This window comes from Sphingomonas sp. SRI_018 (genome assembly GCF_057586275.1).
Genome location: NZ_JBYCZO010000001.1, coordinates 1,291,215 through 1,303,829, shown reverse-complemented (window position 1 = coordinate 1,303,829; position 12,615 = coordinate 1,291,215). Strand labels below are relative to the sequence as shown.

At 68.3% G+C, this 12,615-nt stretch carries 10 protein-coding genes; 2 read left to right on the top strand and 8 right to left on the bottom strand.

The genetic code is table 11. The features are described from left to right. Positions 1-108 precede the first annotated feature (108 nt). The 4 genes from AC2YHA_RS06045 to AC2YHA_RS06030 all read right to left on the bottom strand — a co-directional run bounded on the left by AC2YHA_RS06045 (position 109) and on the right by AC2YHA_RS06030 (position 4,388). Positions 109-1,503: a cell wall hydrolase gene (locus tag AC2YHA_RS06045; protein ID WP_487400749.1), complete on the bottom strand. Its 1,395-nt coding sequence runs from the start codon at positions 1,501-1,503 to the stop codon at positions 109-111. A 272-nt stretch (positions 1,504-1,775) separates the two neighbouring features. Then, positions 1,776-2,102 carry a hypothetical protein gene (locus AC2YHA_RS06040; RefSeq protein ID WP_487400748.1) on the bottom strand — a complete coding sequence of 109 codons (327 nt, stop codon included), beginning with the start codon at positions 2,100-2,102 and terminating at the stop codon, positions 1,776-1,778. A gap of 76 nt (positions 2,103-2,178) precedes the next feature. Further along, entirely contained in the window at positions 2,179-3,099 is a 921-nt protein-coding gene (cysK, locus tag AC2YHA_RS06035) for a cysteine synthase A (RefSeq protein ID WP_487400747.1), read from the bottom strand. Beyond that, on the bottom strand, positions 3,096-4,388 hold the full coding sequence (locus AC2YHA_RS06030; protein WP_233786440.1) for an MFS transporter: 1,293 nt from the start codon (positions 4,386-4,388) through the stop codon (positions 3,096-3,098). Before AC2YHA_RS06030 ends, cysK begins: the two co-directional genes overlap by 4 nt. A 72-nt stretch (positions 4,389-4,460) precedes the next feature. Here AC2YHA_RS06030 and AC2YHA_RS06025 point away from each other — a divergent pair, with 72 nt between their 5' ends. Beyond that, on the top strand, positions 4,461-6,191 hold the full coding sequence (locus AC2YHA_RS06025; RefSeq protein ID WP_487400746.1) for a DUF885 domain-containing protein: 1,731 nt from the start codon (positions 4,461-4,463) through the stop codon (positions 6,189-6,191). Here the strand turns inward: AC2YHA_RS06025 and AC2YHA_RS06020 are convergent. The 4 genes from AC2YHA_RS06020 to AC2YHA_RS06005 form a co-directional block, all read right to left on the bottom strand. Beyond that, positions 6,188-7,543: an MFS transporter gene (locus tag AC2YHA_RS06020; RefSeq protein WP_487401711.1), complete on the bottom strand. Its 1,356-nt coding sequence runs from the start codon at positions 7,541-7,543 to the stop codon at positions 6,188-6,190. The two genes, AC2YHA_RS06025 and AC2YHA_RS06020, sit on opposite strands and share 4 nt — an antisense overlap. 131 nt (positions 7,544-7,674) lie before the next feature. Continuing rightward, the gene (locus AC2YHA_RS06015) at positions 7,675-8,106 is read right to left on the bottom strand and encodes a cupin domain-containing protein (protein WP_487400745.1); all 432 of its coding nucleotides are present in this window, start codon (positions 8,104-8,106) and stop codon (positions 7,675-7,677) included. Between the two features lie 185 nt (positions 8,107-8,291). Continuing rightward, on the bottom strand, positions 8,292-10,844 hold the full coding sequence (locus AC2YHA_RS06010) for a TonB-dependent receptor (protein ID WP_487400744.1): 2,553 nt from the start codon (positions 10,842-10,844) through the stop codon (positions 8,292-8,294). A 90-nt stretch (positions 10,845-10,934) separates the two neighbouring features. Continuing rightward, on the bottom strand, positions 10,935-11,756 hold the full coding sequence (locus AC2YHA_RS06005; protein WP_487400743.1) for an alpha/beta fold hydrolase: 822 nt from the start codon (positions 11,754-11,756) through the stop codon (positions 10,935-10,937). A 159-nt stretch (positions 11,757-11,915) separates the two neighbouring features. Between AC2YHA_RS06005 and AC2YHA_RS06000 the strand changes: the two genes are divergently transcribed. After that, the gene (locus AC2YHA_RS06000; RefSeq protein ID WP_487400742.1) at positions 11,916-12,590 is read left to right on the top strand and encodes a hypothetical protein; all 675 of its coding nucleotides are present in this window, start codon (positions 11,916-11,918) and stop codon (positions 12,588-12,590) included. Positions 12,591-12,615 lie beyond the last annotated feature (25 nt).

Below are 12,615 nucleotides of genomic sequence, written 5' to 3'. Positions count from 1 at the left end.
CCCCTCCCCTTCAGGGGAGGGGTTGGGGGTGGGGAAGTGCGGCAGGCTTTGTCGCTTGGGGCGAGCCCCCACCCCAACCCCTCCCCTGAAGGGGAGGGGCTTAACTGCTTAATCCTCGCCGGCTTTCGGGGCCGGTTTCGCCGATGTCGGACTGGGAGCGGGGGCGGCTGGAACCGCTGCGGGCGCTGCCTTGCGGCGGATGCCGGCAAGCGGGTCGGGGCCGACGGGTCTCGTCGGCACCACCGGCGGAGGCGCGACGCTCCCCGAGACCCCGCCGCCGACGCCGCGCAGGTCGAAGTTCGGGTTCGCGCCGGAGGCGGCCGCCGCCGCGGCCGGCGGGACCATCGTCATCGAGACCTGCGCCTTCATGCACTGAGTCGGCTGGGTATTCTTGAACTCGCCGCAGTTCCACAGCGTCTTCTCAAAGTTGAAGGCGCGATCGCGGAGGTAGCTGAACGACATCACCCGCTGCTGCACCGGCGTGATCGGCAGCGCGGCCGGCGTGGCGGCCTTGTCGGTCCAGGCCATGAACTTGCAGAAGGGCCGGTCGCCGCATGCCTTCAGCGCGAGCACCGGGTACATCTCCGGGCCGAGCTTGGGGTCGAGCGTGACGAGGAAGGTGTTCGCGTCCTGCGCCAGGCTCTGGGGCACGGCGAGACCCTCCGGCAGCAGCACGTTCGCGGCGTCTGCCGCAAGCGTCGCGACGTCATCCCCCGGCAGGTGATGGGCGGTCGAGAGCCGCGCGAGCTGCGGGATGTTCGGCTCGGCCCCGGTGTAGCGGCTGGCAAAGGCCGGCGGCGTGCCCCACCAGCCGGTCCAGCGGAAGAAGAGATGGGTGTGCACCTCGGTGATCTTGTCGAGGCTCGCGCTCCAGTACGGCACCACCCAGTCGGTATGATAGTGGGTCGCGTGGCCGACGCGCCTGTCGACCGTGCCGTTGAGCGCGGCCCTGGCGATCTCTCGCGCGCGCTCCCAGGCGGCGGGGCGTATGGTGCGCAGGATCGCGCCGTCGCAGGTGAAGGTGAACTGGCAGCCGGTGCGCCGCTCGGCGCCCTGGAACACCACGCCGCACACACTGTGCGGGAAGGCGGGGTGGCGGACGCGGTTCAGCACGACCTGCGCCACCGCCTTCTCGCCGGAGGCATCGTCGCCCGCTTCGTAGATCACCGCGGCGGCGAGACAGTCGATCGCGCGCGCCTGATCCTCCGGCGCGCCGAAGATGCGGAACGGCCGCGCAGCCGGATTGGGCGCGGTGGAGAAGGGGATGGTGGCGTTATACTCGCGGGCATCCTCGGGCGCGAGATTCTGGAACTCGATCGGTTCGACCGGCGGCAGTTCGGCCTGAGGGACGACATGTCGCGGGCGCAAGACCTTGGCCGCGGCGGGCGGGAGCTTCGGCGCATGGGTCACCAGCCAGACGGGCGCGGCGATCGCCGCGACCGCAAGCAGCGCCAGCACGCCGAGCAGCCAGCGCGGCAGGGGATTGGTGGCAGATAACGTCATGCGATCGTGGATGAGGACGCTGTCTCTGTGGAGTTGATATGGGCGCGCCAACATCTGGGCTGCACCTCCGGTTCAACGGGACGCGCGGCCATAGCGCAATCGTTTCGTTGGCGGAAGAGCAGGACGGTGGGTGGTGAGGGGGATGCGGCCGGATCGAAGCAGCGCAGTGCTCCTGCAAAGGCAGGAGCCCTGGATCGTAGGTGTGCCGCTGTGGCCTGGGCTCCTGCCTTCGCAGGAGCACGATCCAATCTGATTGGGACGAAACCTGAGCCCTAATCCGGCCAGAAGCCGGTGCCCTGGCAGATATCGAGTGCGTCGAGCGCGCGGTTGCGGCAGCCTTCGCTGGTGCAGATGGGGGCGACGCGGGCGTAGCGTTGAGAGCAGGTTTCCGGCGCGCCTGGGCGGGAGGCCGGCCTGGTGTCATAGCTGACCGACTGCGGAGTCGGCTTGGCCGACGGCGGAACCAGCATCGTCTCGCCGCCGGCATGGTGCGCCGCCGGTGCCGCGGCGACAGCGGGATTCGCGCCGCCGCCGAAGGCCATCGGCCAGACCAGGACAGTCGCCAGCATCGCGCCGGCACAGATCATCGCGTTACGCACGGTTCCCCCCGGAAACGATCGCGATTCGGGTTCCGGGGGTTTCCTATGGTGGATCAATGAATTTTGCGAGTCGCTTTCAGCTTTCCGGCAGGAAATCCGGAACCGACAGGTAACGCTCGCCGGTATCGTAGTTGAAACCGAGCACGCGCACGCCCTCGGGCAGGTCGGGCAGCTTCTGCAGGATCGCGGCCAGCGTCGCGCCCGAGCTGATGCCGACCAGCATCCCTTCCTCGCTGGCGGCGCGGCGGGCCATGTCCTTGGCGACGGCGGCGTCGACCTTGATCACGCCGTCGATCGCCTGGGTGTGGAGGTTGCGCGGGATGAAGCCGGCGCCGATGCCCTGGATCGGATGCGGGCCGGGCTGGCCGCCCGAGATCACCGGCGACAGCTCGGGCTCGACCGCGAACACCTTGAGGTTGGGCCACTCCTTCTTGAGCGTCTCGGCCACACCGGTGATGTGGCCGCCGGTGCCGACGCCGGTGATGATCACGTCGATCGGGCTGTCGCGGAAATCGTCGAGGATTTCCTTCGCCGTCGTGCGGACATGGACGTCGACGTTCGCAGGGTTTTCAAACTGCTGCGGCATCCAGGCGCCGGGCGTTTCCTCGACGATCTGCATGGCACGCTCGATCGAGCCCTTCATGCCCTTCTCGCGCGGGGTGAGGTCGAAGGTCGCGCCATAGGCGAGCATCAGGCGGCGGCGTTCGACCGACATGCTCTCCGGCATCACCAGGATCAGCTTGTAGCCTTTCACCGCCGCGACCATCGCGAGGCCGACGCCGGTGTTGCCGCTGGTCGGCTCGACGATCGTGCCGCCGGGCTTGAGGTCGCCCGACGCCTCGGCCGCCTCGACCATCGACAATGCGATGCGGTCCTTGATCGAGCCGCCGGGGTTGGAGCGTTCGGACTTGATCCACACCTCCGCGCCCGGGAACAGGCGCTGGACGCGGATATGCGGCGTATTGCCGATCGTCTCGAGGATGGTGTTGGCCTTCATGGCTGGGCAACTCCATGGTCAGGGGGGACGGAAAGCATTTCGGGCGGATCGAAGCTCTTCGCAAGCCTGAGCTCAGGAAACAAGCGCGACCAAATCAGGGTTACCACGATCGCGCCGACGCCGCCGAACACCACCGCGCCGACCGGCCCCAGCAGCGAGGCGAGCAGGCCGCTCTCGGCCTCGCCCAGCTCGTTCGATGCGGAGATGGTGAGCTGCGACACCGCGCTCACCCGGCCGCGCATGGCATCCGGCGTGTGGAGCTGGATCAGCGACTGGCGGACGTAGACCGAGACCATGTCGGCCCCGCCGGCGACGATCAGCGCGCCCAGGCTCAGCCAGAACCAGCGTGACAGGCCGAAGGTCAGGATCGCCAGGCCGAACACGACGACTGCGATCAGCATCTTGAGCCCGACGTTCGCCTTCATCGGCCGGATCGAGAAGAAGACGGCGGTGCTCGCCGCGCCGATACCCATGCCGGCGGCGAGCAGGCCCAGCCCCTGCGAGCCGACGTGGAGGATGTCGCGCGCGAACACCGGCAGCAGCGCTGTCGCGCCGGCGAGCAGCACCGCGAACAGGTCGAGCGTGATCGTCGCCAGCACCAGCCGGTTGTGGCGGACATAGGCGAAACCCTCGGCGATGCGCGCGAGCGGACGGTGGTCGGGCTGGACCGGCGGCTGCGGGACCTTGCCGATCAGGAAGATCATCGCCAGCGCGACCAGCATCAGGGCGGTGATGGTGGCATAGGCGACGTCGGGATGGATCGCGAACAGCAGCCCGCCGACGCTGGGGCCGGCGATCGAGCCGACCTGCCAGGCGATCGAGCTGACCGCGATCGCCGTCGGCAGGCTCTCGCGGGGAACCAAGTTGGGCGCGAGCGCCGAATAGGCGGGGCCGGAGAAGGCGCGGTTGATGCCGGTCAGCACCGCGGCACCGAACAGCGCCGGCAGGCTGAGCGCGTCGAAATAGGTGAGGAGGCCCAGCCCCGCGGTGACGCACACCATCAGCGTCACGGTGCCGCGCACGATCCAGCGCCGGTCGATGGTGTCGGCGACCAGGCCGACGATGGGCGTCAGCAGGAACAGCGGCACGAACTGGGCCGCGCCAATCATGCCGAGCATGAACGCGGCTTCCTTGATGCCCATCGTCTCGCGCGCGATGCTGTAGACCTGCCAGCCGATGACGATCGCCATCGCGGTCATGGCGATCGTGCCGGCGAAGCGCGACAGCCAATAGGCGCGGAAATTAGGGATCGTGAAGGGATGGGGAGGGGAAGGGGCAGCGGCGGCCATGCGTGGCCGCTCATAGGCGTGGGTTGCCGTTCGTTGCAACGGCTCTGGTGCTCTTCCCGGTACAATGCCAGCATGAGCCCGGACGATTGTTCAGGGAGGCAAGATTTGAAGGGACTCTGGTTCGCGGCGGTTGCCGCCGCGGCGCTGATGGGCTGCACGCCCTCGAACGGCGGTGCGCCGCAGGCGAACGACTGGAAGGCGTTCGTCGACGCGACGATGGAGGAGCATTTCCGGCTCGATCCCGCCTTCGCGGTCTATCAGGGGCGGCACGACTTCGACGGCAAGCTGCCCGACTGGAGCGAGGCGGGGCTGAAGGCGACGGCGGATTTCTATCGCCGCACGATCGAGAAGGCCCAGGCGTTCCAGGGCCTCGATGCCGACCAGGCGTTCGAGCGCGACTATGTGGTGCAGGTGATGAAGGGCAAGCTGTTCTGGCTCGCCGACGCCGACCAGCCGCACCGCAATCCGGCCTTCTACGTCGGTGGCGGGCTCGATCCCAACGTCTATATCGCGCGCGACTATGCCGATGCGCCGACGCGGATGAAGGCGATGATCGCCTTCCTGAAGGGCGTGCCGGCCGCGGCCGCGAACATCCGCGCCAACCTCAGGATGCCGATGCCGGCGAGTTTCGTCTATTACGGCAAGGCTGGGTTCGGCGGGTTCGCCGACTATTATGGCGGCGATGCCAAGAAGGCGTTCGCCGGCGTCAGCGACCCGGCGCTCCAGAAGGAGTTCGACACCGCGGCGGCGGCCGCCAGCCAGGCGATGCGCGACCTGGCGAAATGGTTCGACGACAATGGCAAGACGGCGACGCAGGATTTCGCGCTCGGGCCCGAGAAGTTCGCCAAGATGGTCAGGGACACGGAGGGCGTCGACGTCAGCCTCGATGAGCTGGAAGCGGTCGGGCGCGCCGACCTCAAGCGCAACCAGGACGCGCTCAAGGCTGCTTGCGCGGAGTTCGCGCCGGGGGCGACCGTTCCGGCGTGCATAGCGAAGATGAACGCGGACAAGCCCAAGGGCGGACCGGTCGCCGCCGCTACCGCGCAGATCCCGGAACTGCGCGAGTTCGTGATCAAGCACGACATCGTCACCATCCCCGGCACCGAACAGGCGCTGGTGCGCGAGAGTCCGCCCTACAACCGGCAGAACTCGGCCTACATCGATCCCGCGGGGCCGTTCGAGAAGGGCGTCGCCTCGGTCTACTATATCTCGCCGCCGGACCCTTCATGGTCGCCGGCGGTGCAGGCGGCGTTCGTGCCGGGCGAGGCGGACCTCTTGTTCACCACGGTGCATGAGATCATGCCGGGACATTTCCTCCAGTTCCTGCACAGCAACCGGTCGAAGTCGGTCTTCGGACGCGCCTATGTCGGCTATGCCTTCGCCGAGGGCTGGGCGCATTATGCCGAGGAGATGATGTGGGACGCGGGCCTGCGCGGCACACCGGAGACGCACATCGGCCAGATCTCCAACGCGCTGCTGCGCGACTGCCGCTATCTGTCGGCGATCGGGCTCCACGCGCGCGGGATGACGCAGGCGGACAGCCAGAAGCTGTTCCAGGAGCAATGCTACCAGGACGAGGGCACCGCCCGGCAGCAGGCGGCGCGGGGGACCTATGACCCGTCGTACCTCAACTACACGATGGGCAAGCTCCTGATCCGCAAGCTTCGCGACGACTGGACCGCGACGCGCGGCGGGCGGGGGGCGTGGAAGGCGTTCCACGACCAGTTCCTGAGCTACGGTGGCCCGCCGATCCCGCTGGTGCGCAAGGCGATGATGGGCGGGGAAGCGAAGGCGGTCTTCTAGCGAATCTGGCTCGCCGGCTGCGTCCCTCCGGACTCCCCGAATTGGGGATTGCGGATCGAGGGGCGCAGCCGCGCGATGCTGCACAGGCCCGCGATCAGCGCGAGCGCGGCGGCGGTATAGGGCGGTACCGCGCCCGCGCCGACGCCGATTGCCAGCAGCGCCGCGACCATCGTCGCGCCGGAGGTCTGGCCGACCATGCGGATCGTCGAGACCAGGCCGCCCGCCGCCGTCGCGCGGTCGCGCGGGGCGGAGCCCACCACCAGCCGGGCGTTAGGCGACAGGAACATGCCGAAGCCGGCGCCGCACAGCGACATCCGCCAGGCGACGTCGAAATAGTCCGGATGCGGCGGCAGGTTGGCGAGCAGCAGCAGGGCCGTCACCGCCAGCGTCATGCCGATGCCGCCGAGCAGGCCGGCAGGGATCTTGTCGGAGACGGCCCCGGCGGCGGGCGCGACGAACAAAGTGGTGAGCGGCCAGGGCGCGATCATCGCGCCGACCTCCGAGGGGGCAAAGCCATAGGCGTGCTGGAGGCGGAACGGGACCGACAGCAGCAGGGTCTGGCTGGCGAGGAAGGCGGTGAAGGCGCCTATCGCCGACAGCGCGATCACCGGCCGCGCGAGCAGGTCGATCGGCAGGATCGGCTTGGTGTCGTGCATCTCGCGCCGGACGAAAAACCAGCCGATGATCAGTCCGACTGCGACGATCGCTCCCGACACCACCGGGCTGTCGCCGTGGACGGCGGTCTCGAGGCCGCCGATCACCAGCCCGAAGGTGGCGGCGCACATGATGCCGCCGATCACGTCGAACGGCTCGCTGCGCCGGGGAAGGTCGGGCAGCGCGCGGCCGAGCAGCAGCGAGACGATGGCGAAGGGCACCGCGCTCGCGAACACCCAGGGCCAGGGCGCGATGCCGAGGATCAGGCCGCCGACGGTCGGTGCCGCCGCGGCCGAACTCGACACGATCACGGCGTTGAGGCCGAGGCCGCGGCCGAGCATCGAACGCGGATAGATGGCGCGCACCATCGCCGAGGTGACGCTGAGCGCGCCGGCGGCGCCGATCGCCTGCACCGCGCGCACGATCAGCAGGAACGGCAGGCTCTTGGCGAAGAAGCAGAGGATGGTGGCGATGGTGAAGACGAGCTGGCCGCCCTGATAGACGCGCTTGATGCCGATCCGCTCGGCGAGGCCGGCGAAGGGCAGCAGCAGCATCACCAGCATGAGCTGGTAGACGGTGACGACCGCGACCACCGCGGAATTGTCGACGTGAAGCGAGCGGGCGATCGTCGGCAGCGCGACCGCGGCGATCGCGCCATCGATCACCACCAATGCGGTGCCGAACGATACCGCCACCATCGCGACATAGCGGCGCGGCTTGGGAAGGCCGTCGTGGGGCAGGGGAAGGGGCAGGGCGGTTTGCCTCTCCTCCGGATCGTCGGCGTCGGTGCCGGTCGGAGGAGGGAAGCGATCGACCATCGCCGGATGCTTTAGGAACGCGGCTCCCGAGTCGGCAAGTCCGGTGCCCAGCCTTCCGGCGCGAGCTCGAAGCCGGCGAAGTCGAATCCCGGCGCGACGATGCAGCTCACCAGGGTCCAGCCGCTGTCGGCCTCGGCCGATTGCCAGGCGTGCGGCGGGACCAGCACCTGCGGCGCCTCTCCGGCGAGGACGTCGGGGCCGAGGCGGTACTCGGTTTCGTCAATCTTGAGCGTCAGCGGCGCGCCGGCGTGCCACAGCCAGATCTCGGCGGCATCGACGCGGTGCCAGTGCGAGCGCTGGCCGGCGTCGAGCAGGAAATAGATCGCCGTCACCCGATCGCGGCAGCCGTCGGGCGAGGGCTCGCGGACGGTCTCGCGGTACCAGCCGCCTTCGGGATGCGGCGCGAGGCCGAGGGCGGCGATGAGGTCCGGGGCGGTCGGCATGGCTTTCTCCAAAAATCCTCCCCGGCACGGGGAGGGGGACCGCGACGCGAAGCGTCGTGGTGGACGGGGCAGGCCACGAGCGAGTCGCCTGCGGCGGGCCCCCTCCACCATTTGCTCCGCAAATGGTCCCCCTCCCCGTGCCGGGGAGGATCTTCGGCCTAGCTCGTGCGTCTCTCTCCGTCCAATCAGCGCCGGCCGGTCTTGATGCTGAGCGCGATGCCGTAGATGCGCGGCTCGCCGGCGATGAAGGTCGGCAGGCCGAGGTTGTCGCCGGAGTTACCGGCGTCCTTGATGTAGTCCTTGCCGAACAGGTTGGTCGCGAACGCCTCGATCCGCCAGCCGGCCTCGGGCCGCTCGATACCGATGCGCGCGTTGACCAGCGCGTAGCCGTCCTGGAACTCGTCCTGGATATTGTCGGCGACCAGCGCGCGTGGCGGCTGCTGGAACGCTGGGATGTCGTTGTTGTCGTCGAAGAAGACCTTGCTCTGATAGGTCACGCTCGGGCTGAAATCGACGCGGACCGGGCCGACCGGCGCCTTGACCTCGATGCCGAACGAGGCGGCGTGGTCGGGCGACAGGCGGAAGTGGTTGCCGTCGTAGATGCCGGATTTCAGGCGGCCGTGGTTGTAGGCGTAGGTGCCGAACAGGTCGACCCACTCGGCCGCCGCCCAGCGGAACTGGCCTTCGAAGCCGTAGCTCTCGGCCTTGCCCGCGTTGGTGACGACGAAGGCGGTGCCGACCTGCTCGGTCGTCTGGAAGTTGTTGTACTTGTAATAGAAGACCGCCGCGTCGAGCGACAGCTTGCGGTCGAGCAGCGCGGTCTTCACGCCGCCCTCGAAGCTGTCGACGGTCTCGGCGTCGACCTTGGTGAACACCGGTGCGGCGAACGGGGCCGAGGGCGGCCGCGGGCTCAGCAGCTCGGGCCGGCGGCCGCGGGCGTAGGTGAAGTAGAGGCTGGCGTCCTCGCTCGGCATGTAGCGGGCGGTGGCGCGCCAGGTGAGGCCGTCGGTCTTGAGGTCCTGGCTGACGATAGAACCGTTGCCGGCGGTCGGCTGGCCGGAGATGGCGAACAGCGGCACCGGATATTGCGCGGACTGGGGGATATTGGCTGCGCCGGGCACCGCCAGCGCCTGGAGGAGCTGCGTGCGCACCGCCGCCGGCTGGCTCAGCGCGCCGATAAAGCCGCCGAGGATCGAGCGGCCGTTGAGGACAGCGCTGGCGATCCCCGTGGTCTTGCTGTCGTGGGTATAGCGGATGCCGCCGCCGATCTCGAACCTGTCGCCGAGCTTGAGCTTGCCGTCGGCGAAGACGTCGACGCTCTCGGTCTCGTTGTAGTTGGTGCTGCTCTCGACGAAGCCGCTACCGAGGTTGGCGGCGATCGCCCGGGCCTGCGCGGTCGGCAGCAGGGCGGCGGCCTGTGCCGGGGTGATGCCGGCGAGGTTGGCGAGGACGCCCTGCAGCAGCGCGCCGGTGAACTGGGTGTTGGCGAACGTGGCGAGCGGGGCCGGGTCGGTCGCCGGGCGGCCGGGGATCGGGCCGTTCAGCACGCCGGCCAGCCGCGCCAGCGCGACGCGCTCGTCGAACTGGAGCGGCACGCGGGTCTGGCCGCTTTCCTTGAACCAGGTCGCGCCGACGAAGCCGGTGAAGGCGCCGTCATTGTCGTAGGTGAGGCGCAGCGTCGCCTGGGTCTGCCTGCCCTCGGCATCCTCGGCGGCGGTGAGGATCGGCAGCGAGATGCCGTCGGCGTCGAACACCTCCTTCGAGTGGAAGCGGCGCCAGCCAACCACGCCGTTCAGCGACAGGGCATCGGTCAGCTCGTAGTTGACCAGGCCGGTGATGCCGCCGACGTTGCGCTCCAGCCCCAGGTCCTGGCCCTCGCGGGCGACGAAGCTCGCCGGCGCCATCAGCGCAGCGCCCGAGTTGCGGCCGCGGTCGCCGATCACCTGGCCGGTGACCGGATCGGTCGGATTGTAGGCGATCGACTTGAACGCGGTGCCGGCCGACGTGTCGTGCTGGTAATTGGCGATGACGTCGATCGTCAGCCTCTCCGGCGCGAAGCGGATCGAGCCGCGGACGGCTTCGGTGTCCTGCGAGTTGAAGTCGCGGGCGCCGAGGAGATTGTCGACATAACCGTGGCGTTTCTTGACGCGGCCGGCGATGCGCACCGCCACTGTATCGCTGAGCGGTACGTTCATTGTTCCATCGAGGCGGTAGCCGTTGAAGTTGGTATATTGCCCATAGCCATAGCCGTAGGCGGCATCCGGATCGGCCTTGGCCTGGACGATGTTGACCGCGCCGATCAGCGCGCCGCGGCCGTAGAGCGTCGACTGCGGGCCCTTCGACACCTCGACTCGCTCGAGGTCGAACAGCTCGACATAGGCGCCGCGCGAGCGCGAGATCGACACGCCGTCCTGAAACACCGACACGCGCGGCTCGGTGAAGCTCTCACCCGAATCCGAGGTGATGCCGCGGATCGACAGCGCCGGGTTGTTGGGCGACTGGTTCTGGACGTTGAAGCCGGGGACGTACTGCGCGAGCCGCTCGAAATCCTCGATGCCCTGATCGTCGAGGAAGCCGCCGGTGTAGGCGGTGAGCGCGAACGGCACCTCGATCGGGCGCTGCTCGACGAGCTGGGCGGTGACGACGATATCATCCGCCGCCGCCGGTGCCTCCTGCGCGAAGGCCGGTGCGGCGAGGGCGAGCGTGCTCGCGGTGAGAAGCAGGGCAGTGATTCGCATGTCGGTCCCCCTTTGACGTGGGAGCGCCCTAGGGGGACCGGATGACGATTGTGTTGCGGTGCGGCGGAGCGACCGCCGCATCGCCCATGCTCAGCTTTCGATGAAGGCGAGCAGGTCGGCGTTGATCACGTCGGCATGGGTGGTCGCCATGCCGTGCGGGAAGCCTGGATAGACCTTGAGTGTGCCGTTGGGCACCAGCTTGATCGCCTTCTCGGCCGCCGCGGCGATGGGGACGATCTGGTCGTCGTCGCCGTGCATGATCAGGCAGGGCACGTCGATCTTCTTGAGGTCCTCGGTATAGTCGACCTCGGAGAATTGCTTGATGCACTCGTAATGGGCCAGGATCGAGCCCTGCATCCCCTGGCGCCACCAATGGTCCATGACCCCTTGGCTGACTTCGGCGCCATCGCGGTTGTAGCCGTAGAAGGGATAGGGGATGTCCTTGTACTGCTGCGCGCGGTTGGCGGCGAGCTGGGCGCGGAAGCCGTCGAACACCTCGAGCGGCGTGCCCTCCGGGTTCGAGGGGGTCTTGAGCATCAGCGGCGGGACGGCGCCGATCAGCACCGCCTTCTTGACCCGCGAGGTGCCGTGGCGGCCGATGTAATGGGCGACCTCGCCGCCGCCGGTCGAGTGGCCGACCATCACCGCGTCCCGGACGTCGAGCTTCTCGAACAGCGCCGCCAGGTCGTCGGCATAGGTGTCCATGTCGTTGCCCTGCGCCGGCTGTGACGAGCGGCCGTGGCCGCGGCGGTCATGGGCGATGACGCGATAGCCCTTCCGGTAGAAGAACAGCATCTGCGTGTCCCAGTCGTCGGCGGTGAGCGGCCAGCCGTGGCTGAAGGTGATGACCGGGCCGGTACCCCAGTCCTTGTAGAAGATCTCGGTGCCGTCGCTGGTGGTGATGTAGGACATGGCAGGTCTCCGGTTCGCAGGGGTGAATCCCGCGGCTCTATTACGCGACGGCAACGACCCTTGCGCGTGCAAATGCGGCAACGATGGGTTTCATCCTTCTGGTCAGGCGGCGGGATTGCAGGCACAATCGCAGCATCGGCGTGATGACGGGGGCGTCCCATGCATTTCATGCAGTTGCTGAGGACACTCGACGAAATCCTCTACGAGGTGATGTCGTGGCTGGTCTTCTATGTGATCACGTTGTGGCGGACGGTCGCAGGTCCGCTGCGGATGATGAACTATGCCAACGCCGAGCTCGGGGACCGGTCGGAGCAGCAATATGCCGACACGCTGCCGCCGCCCCTGTTCCTGCTGCTGACCTTGCTCCTCTCGCATGCGATCGAGCTGGCGCTGGTCGGGCAGAATCCGCTCATCGAGGATACCAAGGGATTGTCCGAGCTGGTGCATGACGACACCAGCCTGCTGATCCTCCGCCTGCTGCTGTTCAGCCTGCCGCCGCTGATCATGGCGGTGCGGCTGGTGCGGGCGCAGAAGACCGGCCTGACCCGCGACACGTTGCGGCAGCCCTTCTACAGCCAGTGCTACCTCGCCGCGCCGTTTGCGCTGACGATGGGGATCGCGTCGATCCTGACCCGGTTGCCGTCGGCCTGGGCCGAGGTCGTGATGCTGGGATGGTTGCTGATCGTGCTCGATTTCCTGTGGTACGGCACCGTCCAGGCGCGCTGGTTCGCGGCGAAGCTGGACGTGTCGATCCTGCGCGGCTTCGGGATGGCGACCGTCGGGATGATCCAGAGCGCGGTGATCTTCGTGATCCTCGGGCGGCTGTTCTTCTGAACGGAGCGGCCTGAGGACCAATCGA

What these genes read in the sequence shown, in the direction of transcription:
- AC2YHA_RS06045 (WP_487400749.1), bottom strand. Translation starts at nt 1,503, where the DNA reads ATGACGTTATCTGCCACCAATCCCCTGCCGCGCTGGCTGCTCGGCGTG.
- cysK (WP_487400747.1), bottom strand. Translation starts at nt 3,099, where the DNA reads ATGAAGGCCAACACCATCCTCGAGACGATCGGCAATACGCCGCATATC.
- AC2YHA_RS06030 (WP_233786440.1), bottom strand. Translation starts at nt 4,388, where the DNA reads ATGGCCGCCGCTGCCCCTTCCCCTCCCCATCCCTTCACGATCCCTAAT.
- AC2YHA_RS06025 (WP_487400746.1), top strand. Translation starts at nt 4,461, where the DNA reads ATGAGCCCGGACGATTGTTCAGGGAGGCAAGATTTGAAGGGACTCTGG.
- AC2YHA_RS06020 (WP_487401711.1), bottom strand. Translation starts at nt 7,543, where the DNA reads ATGGTGGCGGTATCGTTCGGCACCGCATTGGTGGTGATCGATGGCGCG.
- AC2YHA_RS06015 (WP_487400745.1), bottom strand. Translation starts at nt 8,106, where the DNA reads ATGCCGACCGCCCCGGACCTCATCGCCGCCCTCGGCCTCGCGCCGCAT.
- AC2YHA_RS06010 (WP_487400744.1), bottom strand. Translation starts at nt 10,844, where the DNA reads ATGCGAATCACTGCCCTGCTTCTCACCGCGAGCACGCTCGCCCTCGCC.
- AC2YHA_RS06005 (WP_487400743.1), bottom strand. Translation starts at nt 11,756, where the DNA reads ATGTCCTACATCACCACCAGCGACGGCACCGAGATCTTCTACAAGGAC.
- AC2YHA_RS06000 (WP_487400742.1), top strand. Translation starts at nt 11,916, where the DNA reads ATGCATTTCATGCAGTTGCTGAGGACACTCGACGAAATCCTCTACGAG.